This is a genomic window from Paralysiella testudinis, assembly GCF_016894345.1.
Taxonomy (GTDB): Bacteria; Pseudomonadota; Gammaproteobacteria; order Burkholderiales; family Neisseriaceae; genus Paralysiella; species Paralysiella testudinis.
Genome location: NZ_CP069798.1, coordinates 568592 through 584371, shown reverse-complemented (window position 1 = coordinate 584371; position 15780 = coordinate 568592). Strand labels below are relative to the sequence as shown.

Genomic DNA, 15780 nt, shown 5'->3' with positions numbered 1-15780 from the left:
AATATGAGCGCCACCCGCTATACCACCTTGGCCGCGCCTGCTACCGCGGAATTCAAAGACAAAGGCAGCCGCTTTATTGCCCATGCTTATCCGATTGTGCGGGTGGAAGACGTTAAAACCCATTTGGATCCGCTGCGTGAGGCACATCATAAAGCACGGCATTGGTGCTATGCCTGGCGCTTGGGCACCGATGGCAACCAGTTCCGCGCCAACGACGACGGCGAACCGGCGGGCAGCGCCGGCAGGCCGATATTGGGGCAGATTGATTCGGCCGGGCTTACCGATGTATTGGTGATTGTGGTGCGCTATTTTGGCGGTACCTTGCTGGGTGTGCCCGGCCTGATTCATGCCTATAAAACCGCCACCGCCCAAGCACTGGCAGCGGCGCAAACCCTAGAGCAGGATGTGCGCCAAACCGTGCAATTGCGTTGCGATTATCCTCACCTCAGCGAAGCCTTGCGCATTGCCAAACAACACGATGCCGAAGTATTGCAGCAAAATTTACAGCTCGATTGCCGTTTGTTGCTGGCGGTGCCATTGGCGCAGTATGCCGCTTGCACACAAGCATGGCTGCAAACCCGCGCCATGATGATTAACGATGTGCTGCCGGAATAAAACAAAGGCAATAGATGAATATTCTGTTTGTTTGCAGCCGCAATCAGTGGCGCAGCCCCACGGCTGAAACGTTATTCCGCCGCCAGCCCGGTATTCAAGTACGCTCCGGCGGCACCAGCCCGCGTGCACGGCATACGGTGTCTGCCCAAGACATCGCTTGGGCAGACATTATTATGGTGATGGAAAACAAACACAAAAGCCGCTTGCAGGCTGCGTTTCCGACGGCATTAACGCATAAAAAAATAGTGGTATTGGATATTGCCGACGACTACCGCTATATGGATGCGGAGCTGGTGGTGCTATTGCAGCGAAGCGTGGCGCCGTATTTGCCGTAGCTATATTTGCCAATGGATTGCCGAATCCCGTTAGGCAATGATGGTTTTATCTTTCAGGCAGCCTTTGAGTGGGCGGGTGCGTTACTTCCTATAGTGAAATGAAGAATAATAGTGATACAAGGCGCGAAGCCGCAGACAATACAGCCAGTACGAAACAAAGTTTGTTGGCGCGTCTATGCCGCACAAAATCGTTCATGTAGCGTGTAGGCGAGAGCCAACGCAGTTCGGTTCTTTTTAGAATGGGTATAAAAGCGTTATTTTTGTTTCAGGCAGCCTCATTCTGTATACTGAATCGGGTTTCTGTAATGCAGAAGCATTTTCTGATTCATCAAACTTATTGTTATTTAGGGGCACACACATGATTTCAATCCTGTAAATCCGTTTTTTATTTCATAAACGCATTCACAGGAGTCATTATGTCTGTTGTCCATCTTTCCGCCTTTTTGGCATTCAAACAACTTTCCTTTTCTTGGTCGAATGGCGACTCGGTATTAACCTTGTGTGATACGGTTTTTAATAGCGGCTGCATCGGGCTGGTGGGTGCTAACGGTAGTGGCAAATCTACTGTATTGCGTTTGTTGGCGGGCGATTTGCTGCCACAATCCGGCGTGGTTGAGCGCCAAGGCAGTTTGGTTTATCTGCCCCAACAAACCATTGCCGCTCAGGGCAGCATTGCCGCTGCCTGTGGCTTGAGCTTGTGGTTAGCCGCATGGCAACGCTTGCAGCAAGGGGTGGCTGATAATGCCGATTATGCCGTGTTGGAGCAAGATTGGGCGGCGTTGGACACCTTGCAACAGCGTTTGTGCCAGCATGGCTGGCCGCATTTATCACCGCAGGATAGCGCTGCTTGTTTAAGCGGCGGCCAACTGCAAAGGCTGGCATTGGAAACTGCATTGGCCAAGCAAGCGGATTTTTTATTGTTGGACGAACCCGGTAACCATTTAGACAGCGGGCAACGGCAATGGCTAGCAGCACAAATAGCCGCTTATCCGCACACGGTGGTTTTGGTCAGTCATGATCGCAGCCTGTTGCGGGGTGCGGATGCCATTTTGAGCCTGAACCAAAGCTGCCTGAAACAGTATTCTGGCGATATAGACGTTTATCTGGCTGCGCAGGTACAAGAACAAGCCAATGCCATTGCCGATTACCAGCATGCCCGTGCAACCGAAAAGAAAGCCCGGCAAAGATGGCAGCAACAACATGACCGCCAGCAAAAGCGCACCGCCCAAGCTCAGCGGAACCGCCAAACCTGCAACCAAAGCAAGCTGATTTTAGACCGTCAGCAAGAACAATCGCAGCAGGCACAAGGTAAGTTACGGCAGCAACAGCAGCAGTTTAAACAGCAATTACAAAACCAAATACAACAAGCGCAATCGGCCTTACCGCCGGCACAAGACAAACTGTTCACCTTACCCCAAAGCACCGTGCCGCCACGGCGGCAAGTATTACAAACCCAATCCTTGCGTTTGTCTTATACGGCCATTGCCGAGGTAGCTGATTTGTATTTGCATGGTGCTTTCCGCCTGCATATTCAGGCAGACAACGGTGCCGGAAAATCCACCCTGTTGCGTGTATGTGCCGGTTTGCAAGCACCTGCGGCGGGTGCGGTGCAAACTTTTGTGCCACTGGCCTATATCGACCAACAGGCTTCCTTGTTGGATAACGGCACCAATGTGCTCACCCAATTGCAGCAACAAAATACCATGCTGCCTGAAGCTGTATTGCGTCAATATCTGCATCAACTGGGCTTGGCAGCCGCACAATTATGCCGTCCTTGCGGTGTACTCAGTGGTGGCGAAAGGATCAAGGCGGCTTTGGCGGTGGCGTTATGGCGGCAACCGGCGGCACAATTATTGCTGTTGGATGAACCCACTAATCACTTGGATTTGCCCTCGGTGCAGGCGCTGGAGCGGGCATTGGCCGATTTTCCGGGGGCAATGATGGTGGTATCGCACGATGCCGATTTTGTACGGGCGCTCAAACCAAGCGGGCGCTTGCATATTTTGAACGGGCATTGGTGTTTAGATGAAACCGAATTGCCAAGCAACAAGGCAGTTTAAAAGGCTGCCTGAAACCCCACGCTTCCTTTATAATTAAGCCCATTGTGGGTGATTCAATTAAAAGGAAAAAGGCGGGCATGATGAATCTATTGGTGATTGGTAGCGGTGGGCGCGAACATGCTTTGGCGTGGAAATTGGCGCAATCAGCCAAAGTAGCATGCGTATTTGTGGCACCGGGCAATGCGGGCACCGCCGCCGAGCCGAAGTTGCACAACATCAATTTAAGCGGCCATGGTGATTTGATTGCGTTTTGCCAACGCGAAAACATCGCTTTTACTGTGGTGGGGCCGGAAGCGCCGCTGGCCGAAGGCGTGGTGGATGCGTTTCGTGAAGCGGGCTTGCCCATTTTGGGCCCCAGCCAATATTGTGCGCAATTGGAAAGCTCCAAAGATTTTGCCAAAGCTTTTATGGCGCGTTGCGGTGTGCCCACCGCGCAATACCAAACCTTTGCCGATGCCGCTGCCGCCCACGATTATATTGAGCGCAAGGGCGCGCCGATTGTGATTAAGGCCGACGGCTTGGCCGCGGGCAAAGGCGTGATTGTGGCGCTAACCCTAGCCGAAGCCCACGCCGCCATCGACGATATGTTGCTGGGCAATAAAATGGGCGATGCCGGTGCGCGGGTGGTGATTGAAGACTTCTTACAAGGCGAAGAAGCCAGCTTTATCGTGATGGTGGATGGCGACAATGTGCTGCCCATGGCCACCAGCCAAGACCACAAACGCCTGCTGAACGACGACCAAGGCCCCAATACCGGCGGCATGGGTGCCTACAGCCCGGCGCCAGTGGTAACGCCTGCGGTGCATCAGCGGGTGATGGACGAAATCATTTTGCCGGTGGTGCATACCATGAAGGCCGATGGCCATCCTTACACCGGCTTTTTGTATGCCGGTTTGATGATAGACAGCAACGGTGCGCCGTTTACCATTGAATTCAACTGCCGCTTCGGTGACCCGGAAACCCAGCCGATTATGAGCCGTTTGGACAGCGATTTGGTGGACTTGATTGAAGCCGCGCTGGATGGCCGCTTGGATCAGGCGCAAGCACAATGGAGCCCGCAAACCGCGGTGGGCGTGGTGCTGGCCGCCGCCCATTATCCGGAAACGCCGCGCAAAGGCGATGTCATCCATGGCTTGGCCGCCGCACAGGCGCACGGCAAGGTGTTTCATGCGGGCAGTGCAAGCAATGCGGCCGGCGATACCATCACCAACGGCGGGCGCGTGTTGTGCGCCGTGGGCTTGGGCGATGATGTAGAGGCCGCCAAAGCCGCCGCCTATCAAACCGTGGCCGCCATCACTTTTGACGGTATGCAATACCGCACCGATATTGCCGATAAGGCGATTGGGCGCTAGGGTCTGTTTACATTTCAGCCGTGCACCGGATTTTGAGCAGAAAAGTTCGCGTTCAAGGCGAAAAGCACAGCAAGGTTGAACACCTTACGCGTATTTTCAACGCAGAAAGCGGGCTTTTAAGCCAAAATAGGGCCACGTGGTAAAATGTGAGCAGACCCTAGGCTGGCGTAAATTTTTAACGGCGCGTATAATTCGGCTCTTGTGTTTCAGGCAGCCTGAAACACTGATGCGGATGTGATGTAGTGGTAGCATAACTGCTTCCCAAGCAGTTCGGACGGGTTCGAATCCCGCCATCCGCTCCAAATAAGCCCGGGCCGATAATAGACAAATCGGCCCTGTTTTTTGTCTGTAGCAGATGTGTTATCTTAAAATTAGGATACGCAAAATACGGCATATCCTTACATTCTGCTGTTATAGTGCTCCAATTTCATCCCCTTACCGATTCCCTGCCCTTTTATGCCCCGAATGCTCGCCCATGCCGCCGTTTACCGTTTGCGCGCCCATTTGCGCCGTGGCGGTGTGGTGGCTTATCCCACCGAATCCAGCTATGGCTTGGGCTGTTTGCCCCGGCATGTACGCGGCTTGCGGCGGGTGGTGGCGCTGAAACAACGGCCACAGCATAAAGGATTAATCAGCATTGGCGCTGATTTGGCACAATTGCAGCCTTTATTGCAGCCCTTAAGCCCGGCGCAGCAGGCGCTGTTGGCACAAAATTGGCCTGCCGCCAAAACGTATTTAATTGCAGCGGCTGCGCAAACGCCCACGATGTTGCGCGGGCGCGGGCGCCATAAATTGGCGGTACGCGTGCCTGCCCATGCCGGTGCGCGGCAATTGTGCCGCCAGCTGGGCACGGCCTTGGTGTCGACTTCTTGCAACCGCAGCGGCGAGCGGCCGTGTGTTCGCGCGGCGGAAGTGCGGCGGCGCTTTGGCGATAAGGTGTGGTTGGTGCCGGGGCGTTGCGGCGGCAACCGCCAGCCCAGCCAGATTATTGATTTGGCCAGTGGTGTGCGTTTGCGCTAAGGCTGCCTGAAAACAAAGCCCGATACATTCTGCTAATGTATCGGGCTTGATTGTTTTTTGGGTTTACGATTATAGCGCTGCCCGCAATTCAGCTGCCAGCGCCGCCAGCTCGTTGTGGTCGGCCATGCCGCCTTCGTGGCGACCCAGTTCGTGTACATTGCTGGGAATCAGGTGCAGGTGGTAATGAAATACACTTTGGCCTGCTTGAGCGCCGTTGAGCTGCATTTGCACAATGCCGCTGCGTTTGAGCACTTGCCGTTGTGCGGCCATCACTTTTTGCGCGGTGGCCAGCACGGCTTGGGCATAGTCTAAGGGCAGGTCGCTCAGCTCTACGGCGGCGGTTTTGGGCACCACCAATACATGGCCGCGGGCTTGTGGCATCACGTCCATAAACGCCAGTGTTTTGTCGTCTTCGTAAACGGTGTGGTTGGGAATCTCGCCGCGCAGGATTTTGGCAAAGATGTTGTCGGTATCGTAAACGGTTTGCATGGTTTGGCCTTTGTGGTGGGGGTGGGTTGGTTTTCAGGCAGCCTTAACGCTGCCTGAAATAGCGTGGATAGGGTTTTACAGCGGGCTGAGTTTGGCGGCCGCGGTATCCAGCACTTTAATGCCGTTTTTGCCGAAGTTTACCGTGAGCTTGGCGCTGTCGCCTTTATTAACGGCATCAATAATCACGCCGGTGCCGAATTTGGCATGGCGCACGTTTTGGCCGAGGGTGAATCCGGCATAATTCTGCGCTTTTTCCGGTGTTTGGGCGGCGGGGCTGCGGCTGTGAAACGGGTTGCTGCGCTGGCTGCTGTGTTGTTGTGCCACCAGGCTGCCTGAAGCGGGCGATAGATGATGCAACACGGCGGCGGGAATTTCGTCGACAAAGCGCGACACCACGCCGAAGTGGGTTTGCCCGTGCAAGAGCCGCTGCTGCGCCATGCTGATGTAGAGCCGTTTGCGCGCGCGGGTAATCGCCACATACATCAGCCGCCGCTCTTCTTCCAGCCCGTCGCGCTCGGCCAGGCTGTATTCGCTTGGAAACAGCCCTTCTTCCAGCCCGGTAAGAAACACGGCGTTGAATTCCAAGCCTTTGGCGGCGTGGATGGTCATCAGCTGCAAGGCGGCTTCACCGGCCAGGGCTTGGTGTTCGCCCGATTCCAGCGCCGCATTGCTTAAAAACGCCAATATCGGCCAGGCCGGATCGGTGGCGGCGTTTTCAGGCAGCACTTCAAAATTGGACTCCAAAGGTTTGAATGCCACGGCGGCATTGATGAGCTCGTTTAGGTTGTCGATGCGCTCTTGATGCTCGCCTTTTTGGTTTTGATAATGCGCCATCAAGCCGCTGTCGTGCACCACCGCCAGCATGGTTTCGGCCAGATTGCTGCTGCCGATATGCGATTGCAGCGCTTCAATCAAGCGCACAAAGGCGGCCACTTTGGCCTGTTTACCGCCTGTGCTACAGGCCGCCTGCCATAAAGACACACCTTCGGCGCTGGCGGTGGCTTGCAGGTTTTCCACTGTGCGCGTGCCGATGCCGCGGGTGGGGAAATTGATTACCCGCAGCAAGGCATTGTCGTCGTGCGGGTTGACCGCTAAGCGCAGATAGGCCAGTGCATGCTTGATTTCCTGGCGTTCGTAAAAGCGCAGGCCGCCGTAGATTTTGTAGGGGATGCCGGCACGGAACAAGGCTTGTTCCAGAATGCGCGATTGCGCATTGCTGCGGTAGAGCACCGCCATTTGCGCCAAATCCCAGCCTTCGCGTTGCAGCGCCCGTGCTTCGTCCACCACAAATTGGGCTTCTTCGTTGTCGCTGATGGCTTGCAGCAGGCGGATTTTTTCGCCCGCATCGGCATCGGTGCGCAAATTTTTGCCCAAACGCCCGTTGTTGTGGGCAATCAGGGCATTGGCCGCGGTGAGGATGTGGCCGTCGGAGCGGTAGTTTTGCTCCAGCTTAATCGGCTCATCAATGGCAAATTCGCGCATCAGCGCCGCCATATTGCCCACATGCGCGCCGCGAAAGCGGTAGATGCTTTGGTCGTCGTCGCCCACCGCAAACACCGCCGCATGCTCGCCCGCCAGTAGCTTAAGCCAAGCGTATTGCAGCTTGTTGGTGTCTTGAAATTCGTCCACCAGAATATGTTTGAAGCGGTTTTGGTAGTGGCTGCGCAAGGCGGCGTTGGCTTGCAGCAATTCGTAGCTGCGCAGCATCAGCTCGGCAAAATCCACCACGCCTTCTTGGTTGCACAGAGCATCGTAGGCGGCATAGCATTCAATCAGCCGTTGCGTGTGTGGGTCGGGAGCGTCTAGGCTGCCTGCACGCAATCCGGCTTCTTTTTGCGCATTGATAAAGCCTTGCAAGCTGCGCGGGGCAATGCTTTCGTCGGGGATATTCAGGCTTTTGAGCAGGCGTTTGATGAGCGACAATTGGTCGCCGCTGTCTAAGATTTGAAATGCCGCCGGCAGACCGGCATCGCGGTAATGCAGGCGCAAAAAGCGGTGACACAGGCCGTGAAACGTGCCCAGCCACATGGCGCGCACCGGTATCGGCAACATGGCGCCAAGGCGCAGCTGCATTTCCTTGGCGGCCTTGTTGGTAAAGGTAACCGCCAGCACGCTGTGAATACTGGCCTGCCCGCTTTGCAACAGCCAAGCAATGCGGGTGGTGAGCACGCGGGTTTTGCCGCTGCCGGCACCGGCCAGCACCAAAGCGGGCGCCGGCGGCCAGGTAACGGCGGCCAATTGCTCGGGGTTCAGGCCGCTCAATAAAGAAGATGAAGGATTTTCCATGGCTGCTATTGTAGCCGATGGCGCACAAAAAAGCCGCCTGCATGTGCAAGCGGTAGCAAGGAATGAGCACCGGTAAATTCACGATAAGGCAGCTTTATTGATCCGAGCCGAAAAGGTCGCGGCTATAGACTTTATCCGCCACGGCGGCCAAGTCGGCATGTTGGCGATTGGCCACAATCACATCCGCCAGCCGGATAAATTCGGCCAAATCAGCGATAACCGGCGCGTTGAGAAAATGGCTTTGGGCTAAAGCAGGCTCATAAACCACCACGTGCACGCCGCGCCCTTGTAGTCGTTTCATCACGCTTTGAATCGCCGAAGCGCGGAAATTGTCGGCACCGTTTTTCATGGCCAAGCGGTAGATGCCCACGGTGTGTGGCCGGCGCTTGAGGATTTGATGGGCGATAAAATCCTTGCGGGTGCGGTTGGCCTCCACAATGGCGCCAATCAGCTGGTTGGGTACATTGAAGTAGTTGGCGCGCAATTGTTCGGTGTCTTTGGGCAGGCAATAGCCGCCATAGCCGAAAGAGGGGTTATTGTAATAATGGCCGATGCGCGAATCGGCGCACACGCCGTCGATAATGTGGCGTGTATTCAGATGATGAATTTCGGCAAAGCTATCCAGCTCGTTGAAAAACGCCACCCGCATGGCCAGATAGGTGTTGGCAAACAATTTAATCGCTTCGGCTTCGGTGCTGCCGCAATAATATTGGGCAATATCGGCGGCCTCGGCGCATTCGGCCAGCATTTGCCCGAATGCTTGCGCCCGCGGGCTATTGCCGCCCACCACGATGCGGCTGGGATAAAGATTATCGTGCAGTGCGCGGCCTTCGCGCAGGAATTCGGGTGAAAACAGAATTTCCATATTGGCAAAGCGCTGTTGCAAGGCGGCGGTAAAGCCCACCGGTACGGTGGACTTAATCACCACCAGAGCTTGCGGGCAACGCCGGGCGGCTTCGGCCACACAGGCTTCTACGCTGCTGGTGTCGAAATAGCCATTGTCGCTGTCGTAATTGGTGGGGGTGGCGATAATCACCGTGTCGGCATCTGCATAAGCGTGTGCGGCAGCGGTGGTGGCGTGTATCGGGCTTTCAGGCAGCCTTTGTTGGATTTCGGCATCGGCCAAGGGGCTGATGCCTTGGCAGATTAAATCGACCTTGGCGGCATCAATATCCAGCAATTGCACGCGGTGGCGCGGTGCCAGCAAAACCGCCAGCGACAAGCCGACATAACCTGCGCCCACCACGGTGATGTTGCGTGGCTGCATAGGAATCCTGTTTTGAAGTGGCGAAATATGGGGTTTATGTTAAAGCAGCGATATGGCAATGCGGTGACAGCGCGCGCACAAAAAAAGGCAGCCTGAATAGGCTGCCTGAAATACATCACAGAACGGATAAATCAATGAAACTGATTCATGGTGTTGTCTTTGCCCGAGGCTTTCAGTGCGGCTTCACCGGCAAAGTATTCTTTGTGGCTGTCGCCGATATCCGAGCCGGACATATTTTGGTGTTTCACTGTGGCAATGCCTTGGCGGATTTCTTCGCGCTGTACGCCTTTCACATAGGCCAACATGCCTTGGTCGGCAAAGTAGCCTTTGGCCAAGTTGTCTGTAGACAAAGCGGCGGTGTGGTAGGTGGGTAGGGTGATCAGGTGGTGGAAAATGCCCGCTTGTGCCGAAGCATCGCGCTGGAAGGTACGGATGCGCTCGTCGGCTTCTTTGGCCAAATCGGTGTTGTCGTAGTCTACGCTCATCAGTTTGGCACGGTCGAAGGCAGACACGTCTTTACCGGCTTCGCTCCACGCATCGAATACTTGCTGGCGGAAGTTTAATGTCCAGTTGAATGAAGGGCTGTTGTTGTACACCAGTTTGGCATTCGGAATCACTTCGCGGATGCGGTCTACCATGCCTTTGATTTGGCCGATGTGCGGTTTTTCGGTTTCGATCCAAATCATGTCGGCGCCATTTTGCAAAGAAGTGATGCAGTCCAACACGCAACGGTCTTCGCCGGTGCCGGCACGGAATTGGAACAAATTGCTCGGCAGGCGTTTCGGGCGCAGCAGCTTGCCTTCGCGCTTAATCACCACATCGCCGTTGCCCAAGGCTTCGGCGCTGATTTCTTCGCAATCCAGGTAGGAGTTATACAAGTCGCCCAAGTCGCCCGGTTGGTTGGTGACGGCGATTTGTTTGGTGAGGCCGGCGCCCAAAGAGTCGGTACGCGCCACAATCACGCCATCGGTAACGCCCAATTCCATAAAGGCATAGCGCACGGCGTTGATTTTGGCCAAGAAGTCGGCGTGGGGCACGGTGACTTTGCCGTCTTGGTGGCCGCATTGTTTTTCGTCGGAAACCTGGTTTTCAATTTGAATACAGCAGGCGCCGGCTTCAATCATTTGTTTGGCCAGCAAGTAAGTGGCTTCGGCATTGCCAAAACCGGCATCGATGTCGGCAATAATCGGCACCACATGGGTTTCGTGATTGTCAATTTGGGCGATGATTTCGGTTTCTTTGGCACTGTCGCCGGCTTCACGGGCGGCATCCAACGCGGTGAACAGCAAATCCAGCTCGCGGGCATCAGCCTGGCGCAAGAAGGTGTACAGCTCGGCAATCAGCGCGGATACCGAGGTTTTTTCGTGCATGGATTGATCCGGCAAGGGGCCGAATTCGGAGCGCAGTGCCGCCACCATCCAGCCGGAAAGGTACAGATAGCGTTTGTTGGTGGTTTTGAGGTGTTTTTTAATGGAAATCAGCTTTTGCTGGCCGATAAAACCGTGCCAGCAACCCAAAGATTGGGTGTAAACCGAAGCATCGGCATCGTATTCGGCCATATCGCGGCGCATTACACCGGCGGTGTATTTGGCAATTTCCAAGCCGGTTTGAAACTGGTTTTGCAAACGCATACGCGCTACGGCTTCGGCGCTGATGGCGCTCCAACCTTCACCGGCCTGCTTGATTTCTGCTTGGGCTTGCTTGATTTCGTTTTGGTATTGAGACATGGTAAATCCTTTGCTATCTGCTCGAATATTTTTCTTAAAAGACACCGGATGCGGCGTTGGTGCGGTGCAATAAATTTACCCGTTTTTGGGCGGCAATGGAAGCCCTGATTGAAAATTTTTTAGTGTTTTCCGTTGCTTACTTAAACGAAAAACCAATGTTCGATTGTGATGACTGAATTTAAAACACTTGTTTGATTGCCAGAAAATGCTGCATTTTTAAATTTTAATGCAGCAAAAATTTGTTTTATGCAGATGTTGCGCAAGAATCTGTAGTGGCATTGTGCGTAGGCTGCCTGAAAGCCGATTTGGAATATAAAATCTAAACGGCATCAAAACAATGGCTTATCACAGTAGCACCAAAGTGAATCTTGGGCAGAAATAAAGCTTAGGTCAGCCGCAAGCGCGATTGCATGGTGTGGGCAACAAAAACGAACATCGGCGCTGATAATGGCGCATTAAAATCATTGAGCAATAGGCAAAGTAATACCAATTCGAAAAAATAAGATAACAAGGCGGCGAGCCGCAGACAGTACACCTAGTACGGCTAGGCGAGCCAACACAGTTAGGTTGTTTTTTCGAATTGGTATAATACAAGGCTGCCTGAAAGGCAGCCTTGTATTATACCAATCCTTATTTTGGGCTAATAAAAAGAAGCCTCGCCCTCGGGGCGGGTTTTGAAACGCTTGTGCAGCCAAAAATACTGCTCCGGCTGCTCGCGCACGCGTGCTTCGATAAAGTCGTTCATGCGCTGGGTGTCGGCAATGGCATCGTTGCCGGGATAATTTTCCCATGGCGGATAAAAACGCAGCTTTACCGTGCCGTTGGCTTGGCGGGTGGGAATGGCGGGAATCACTTTGGCACCGGTTAAAGCAGCAATACGGCTCAAACCGGCAATGGTGGCGGTGGGAATGCCGAAAAAATCCACAAATACCGATTCTTTGCGGCCAAAATCTTGATCGGGCAGATACACAAACGGTGCGGTGCTGGCTTTGAGTTTTTTGATAATCGAGCGCAAGCCTTCGGTGCGGCCAATCAGAAACACATTATTGTAGCGGTAGCGCCCTTTCAGGATTTGCGCATCCATGGCCTGATTTTTTTGGCGGGAATACATACTGATTAAGAACATTTCCTGATTCAGCGCATATACCGCTGCCTCAAATGCGGTGAAATGCGGATAGAGCAGAATGACTTTGTCGCCACGAGCCAGTGCATCGTCCAAATGGTGTTTGTCTTGGTAATGCACCATGTTTTTGAGCCGCTGTGCAGAGCCATACCAATATAGGCCGTATTCCAGCACCAGCATGGCCATGTGCACAAAATGCTGCCTCAGCAGCGCGCGCCGCTGCTGCTCCGTCCATTCCGGATAGCAATGGCGCAGATTAATCAGCCCTATCCGGCGGCGCGGGCGCACGGCGTAAAACGCCAGCCAGCCCACCGCGCGCGCCAAGGCGTGAATCAAGCGCAGCGGCAGCCATTGAATACAATATAAAAGCGCAAAAGCCAATTTCATAAGCAAAAAAGATAAAAGCAAGTGCGCCTATTGTACGGAATCTTGCGGCACTGCACCACGGGCATGTAATCGCGGCATTACCAGTTCACCCCCAAGCGTGCGCCCACCCCCCATACATTCATATTATTGAATTTGGCCGCCGCCACCGGTACGCCGTCTACGGTGGTGGACTGGTTTTTATACCAGTTGTATTGGACACCGGCGCCGATATCCACATGCTTGTTAATCACATATTTGCCGCCCACATTCAAGGTATAGGCTTTATCCGGCGGACCTAACGGCGATACTGGATCGCCGTTGCCGCTGTCGTAGCCGCCGATGACATAGCCGCTGAATTTCTCGCTCAGCTGCCGCCCCACGCCCAGATTAAATTGATAGGAATCTTTACCAAAGCTCACCAACTCGGCGTTGTTGACGCCATTGGCTTGTTGCAGGCTGGTGTAAAGATCCGGGCGGACTTTGAATGCGCTCCAATCGGTCCAGCGGGCGCTGGCCAAGAGCAGGGTTTTGGGGGCAATACCGGTTTGAAATTCCAAATTCACCGATTGCGGCAGCTTGAAATTCAAATCACTTGTTTGACTGATGGCACCGGCTTGTGGGTGGTTGAAGGTTTCCGTTACCTTGTGTGCATACTTGACGGCGGAGCGGTAGGTGAGCGTGGCGCGCAGAGCAATGTCGGGTTTCTCATACGCCGCACCCAGCACATAGCCCCAGCCGCCGCTGCCAGGCAAATCCAAATCGTAGCCCGCCAATGCGGGCAGTGCTACTGAGCCATTGACCGACTGATAGGTCGGGCCGCCGAAAATGGAAATGTTTTGCGGGGTTTTGTAGGCCACCAGTGCGGTAAAGTTGTGTGCCTGCGCTTTGGCATTCATGCCCGCTGTGGCACTGTCGGGCGCACCCACAGCCTGATAGCGCCCGCTGTCGTTGTTGTAGCGTACATTGATGCCAAACGGCTGCTCGTATTTCAGCCCTAAGGATAATTGGTCGTTAAGCTGGAATTTGCCCGAAACCGCATACTGCATATAGTTATTGCCCACATCGCCCGTGGGGATGTCGTAATTGGCCACGGTGCCGCTGCTGCCCATAAACATGGGCGTATCCAGCGCCTGCCCTTTCACCGAAGGTGCCACATAGGCGGCGCCCAATTCAACACGGTTGCCCGGCTCGAACATAAATGCCGTGGATTGATCGCTGCGCTCCAGTGCGGCGGCGTGGGCGGCCAGCGCCGGCAGGGTAAGCAAGGTGGCGAACACGGTTTTGCGTAGCATGGTTTTTCTCCCTAGGAATAGATTTTGTTGTTGTTTTCTAAAACAGCGCGGCCTTTAGTAAAGCAGTGCAGTGGCCATCGAATCATAGGCCAAAAATTAAATGTTCTTAACCAAAATACAAAATAATCTTGTATTGTTTTACCGGCGTGTTGTAATTTTGATACGCTTTAAGCAAGCATAAATCACTGTTGGTTCAATTAAATTTATGCCGCTGCCAACGCCGTATTAACCACGACGCTGGCAGCGGCATTATTCAGCTTAAATTAAATGATTTGGATTGGCCTGCAGCATCAGCCGCGCGGTTTTTTGGCTTCGCCTTCCAGTGCGGTGCCGGTTTTAATCAGCCCCAGCAGCCGTGCTATGCCGCTTTTGCCAAATAGGGTATCAATCAGATCGGCAAACAAATGGTATTTTTTTTGGGTGTAGGGATACCAGTTGGCTTCAATTTTGCCGCTGTTGCCGTCGTATAGCACCGCTTTGCTGCGGGTATAGCCGAGCAGGCCTTCGGCGCCTTTTTGGCGGCCGTGGCCGCTGGCTTTGGTGCCACCGAAAGGCAGATTGGGGTTGCCTTCGGTGATCATGGCGTTGTTTACCGACACCGCGCCGCATACCAGCCGCCGCGTTACCCGCTCCAGCTGTGCTTTATCGCCGCCCCACACCGAGGCGGCGAGGCCGAATTCGCTGTGGTTGGCCAAGGCAACGGCTTCTTCTTCGGTGTCGAATTTCAGCACCGGCAGCAAGGGGCCGAAGGTTTCTTCCTGCATCAGCAGCATGTTTTCATGCAGATTGGTGAGCACGGTGGGCTGGAAGATGTGCTCGCTGGCGGCCAGCACATCGCCGCCGGTGTGCTGGGTGGCACCTTTGGCGCGGGCATCGGCCACATGGCGGCGGATGATGTCCATTTGAAAAGCGGCGGTGATGCCACCGATATCGGCATCGCCGCTGTCGCCATAATTAAGCACTAAGCCGTTGACCGCCGCGCTGAGGCGCCGCACAAATTCATCGTACACACCCGCCTGCACGTAAATGCGCTCCAGCGATGAACACGATTGCCCGGCGTTGGTGAGCGCGCCCCACATCACCCCGGCCACGGCGCGATCCAGATTGGCACTGTCAAACACAATCGCCGCATCTTTGCCGCCCAGCTCTAAATCCACCGGAATCAGTTTTTCCGCCGCCTGCGCCAAAATGCGCTTGCCAGTGCGTGCCGAGCCGGTAAAGAAAATTTTGGCGGGCTGTGTGTCAATCAGCCTTTGCGCGGTTTCGCCGCCGCCGTAGCACACAAACACGCTTTGCGCCAGCAGCGGCGCCGCCGCAAAAATACGCTCAAACAAACCTTGCAAAGGGGTGACTTCCGAAGGCTTGAACAGCACCGCATTGCCGCACACAAAGGCGGCCACAATTGAAGTGATGCCAATGTGCAGTGGGTAGTTCCATGGTGAAATCACCAGCACCACACCCAGCGGCTGGTGATAGATACGCGATTTTTTGCCCAGCAGCGCAATTGGGGTGGGTACTTTTTGGTCGGCCAGAATTTTGGGCGCACGGTGCAGCAGCCATTCGAAATTGTCGAGCACGCCCATTACTTCCGACACCAAAGCATCGGTGCGGGTTTTGCGGGTTTCGCGGCACACGGCATCGGCGATGTCTTCTTTATGCTCAAGCACATAGGCGCTGATGGCTTTCACCGCGGCCAAGCGTTCGGCCAAGGTGGTGTGCGCCAATTTATCGGCGGCGGCACGGGCTTGCGCGGCCACCTCGGCCACGGCAGCAGCACTCATTTCGGTGGTTGTGGAAGGTGTGGTCATGCAGCATTCTCCGTGGGCGGGGTTGTTTTGGGGTTTCAGG

The 15780-nt window shown here is 54.6% G+C and carries 12 protein-coding genes and 1 tRNA gene; 6 read left to right on the top strand and 7 right to left on the bottom strand.

Annotation, left to right across the window (positions count from 1 at the left end; translation table 11 throughout):
- Window positions 1–3 precede the first annotated feature (3 nt).
- From JQU52_RS03035 to JQU52_RS03010, 6 genes are all read left to right on the top strand, one after another.
- Entirely contained in the window at window positions 4–615 is a 612-nt protein-coding gene (locus JQU52_RS03035; protein WP_230339687.1) for an IMPACT family protein, read from the top strand.
- A gap of 14 nt (window positions 616–629) precedes the next feature.
- Complete coding sequence (locus JQU52_RS03030; RefSeq protein ID WP_230339686.1) at window positions 630–950, top strand: low molecular weight protein tyrosine phosphatase family protein; 321 nt, start codon at window positions 630–632, stop codon at window positions 948–950.
- A 416-nt stretch (window positions 951–1366) separates the two neighbouring features.
- Window positions 1367–3010, top strand: a complete 1644-nt coding sequence (locus tag JQU52_RS03025) for an ATP-binding cassette domain-containing protein (protein WP_230339685.1) — start codon at window positions 1367–1369, stop codon at window positions 3008–3010.
- 80 nt (window positions 3011–3090) lie between these two features.
- Window positions 3091–4362 (top strand): phosphoribosylamine--glycine ligase, encoded by a 1272-nt coding sequence (purD, locus tag JQU52_RS03020; RefSeq protein ID WP_230340512.1) that lies wholly within the window; start codon window positions 3091–3093, stop codon window positions 4360–4362.
- A 228-nt stretch (window positions 4363–4590) separates the two neighbouring features.
- Window positions 4591–4664, top strand: a tRNA-Gly gene (locus JQU52_RS03015).
- Window positions 4665–4818: 154 nt separating this feature from the next.
- The gene (locus JQU52_RS03010; protein WP_230339684.1) at window positions 4819–5382 is read left to right on the top strand and encodes an L-threonylcarbamoyladenylate synthase; all 564 of its coding nucleotides are present in this window, start codon (window positions 4819–4821) and stop codon (window positions 5380–5382) included.
- A gap of 69 nt (window positions 5383–5451) precedes the next feature.
- On the opposite strand, the gene JQU52_RS03005 is transcribed toward JQU52_RS03010, so the two are convergent.
- The 7 genes from JQU52_RS03005 to JQU52_RS02975 form a co-directional block, all read right to left on the bottom strand.
- Window positions 5452–5871 carry an HIT family protein gene (locus JQU52_RS03005; protein ID WP_230339683.1) on the bottom strand — a complete coding sequence of 140 codons (420 nt, stop codon included), beginning with the start codon at window positions 5869–5871 and terminating at the stop codon, window positions 5452–5454.
- A 75-nt stretch (window positions 5872–5946) separates the two neighbouring features.
- On the bottom strand, window positions 5947–8157 hold the full coding sequence (locus tag JQU52_RS03000; RefSeq protein WP_230339682.1) for a UvrD-helicase domain-containing protein: 2211 nt from the start codon (window positions 8155–8157) through the stop codon (window positions 5947–5949).
- A 94-nt stretch (window positions 8158–8251) separates the two neighbouring features.
- Window positions 8252–9424, bottom strand: a complete 1173-nt coding sequence (locus JQU52_RS02995) for a nucleotide sugar dehydrogenase (protein WP_230339681.1) — start codon at window positions 9422–9424, stop codon at window positions 8252–8254.
- A 131-nt stretch (window positions 9425–9555) separates the two neighbouring features.
- Window positions 9556–11151, bottom strand: a complete 1596-nt coding sequence (locus tag JQU52_RS02990) for an isocitrate lyase (protein WP_230339680.1) — start codon at window positions 11149–11151, stop codon at window positions 9556–9558.
- Window positions 11152–11791: 640 nt separating this feature from the next.
- Window positions 11792–12661, bottom strand: a complete 870-nt coding sequence (locus JQU52_RS02985) for a lipid A biosynthesis lauroyl acyltransferase (RefSeq protein ID WP_230339679.1) — start codon at window positions 12659–12661, stop codon at window positions 11792–11794.
- A gap of 77 nt (window positions 12662–12738) precedes the next feature.
- Entirely contained in the window at window positions 12739–13932 is a 1194-nt protein-coding gene (locus tag JQU52_RS02980; protein ID WP_230339678.1) for an OmpP1/FadL family transporter, read from the bottom strand.
- 290 nt (window positions 13933–14222) lie between these two features.
- Window positions 14223–15779 carry an aldehyde dehydrogenase family protein gene (locus tag JQU52_RS02975; RefSeq protein WP_268866634.1) on the bottom strand — a complete coding sequence of 519 codons (1557 nt, stop codon included), beginning with the start codon at window positions 15777–15779 and terminating at the stop codon, window positions 14223–14225.
- Window position 15780 lies beyond the last annotated feature (1 nt).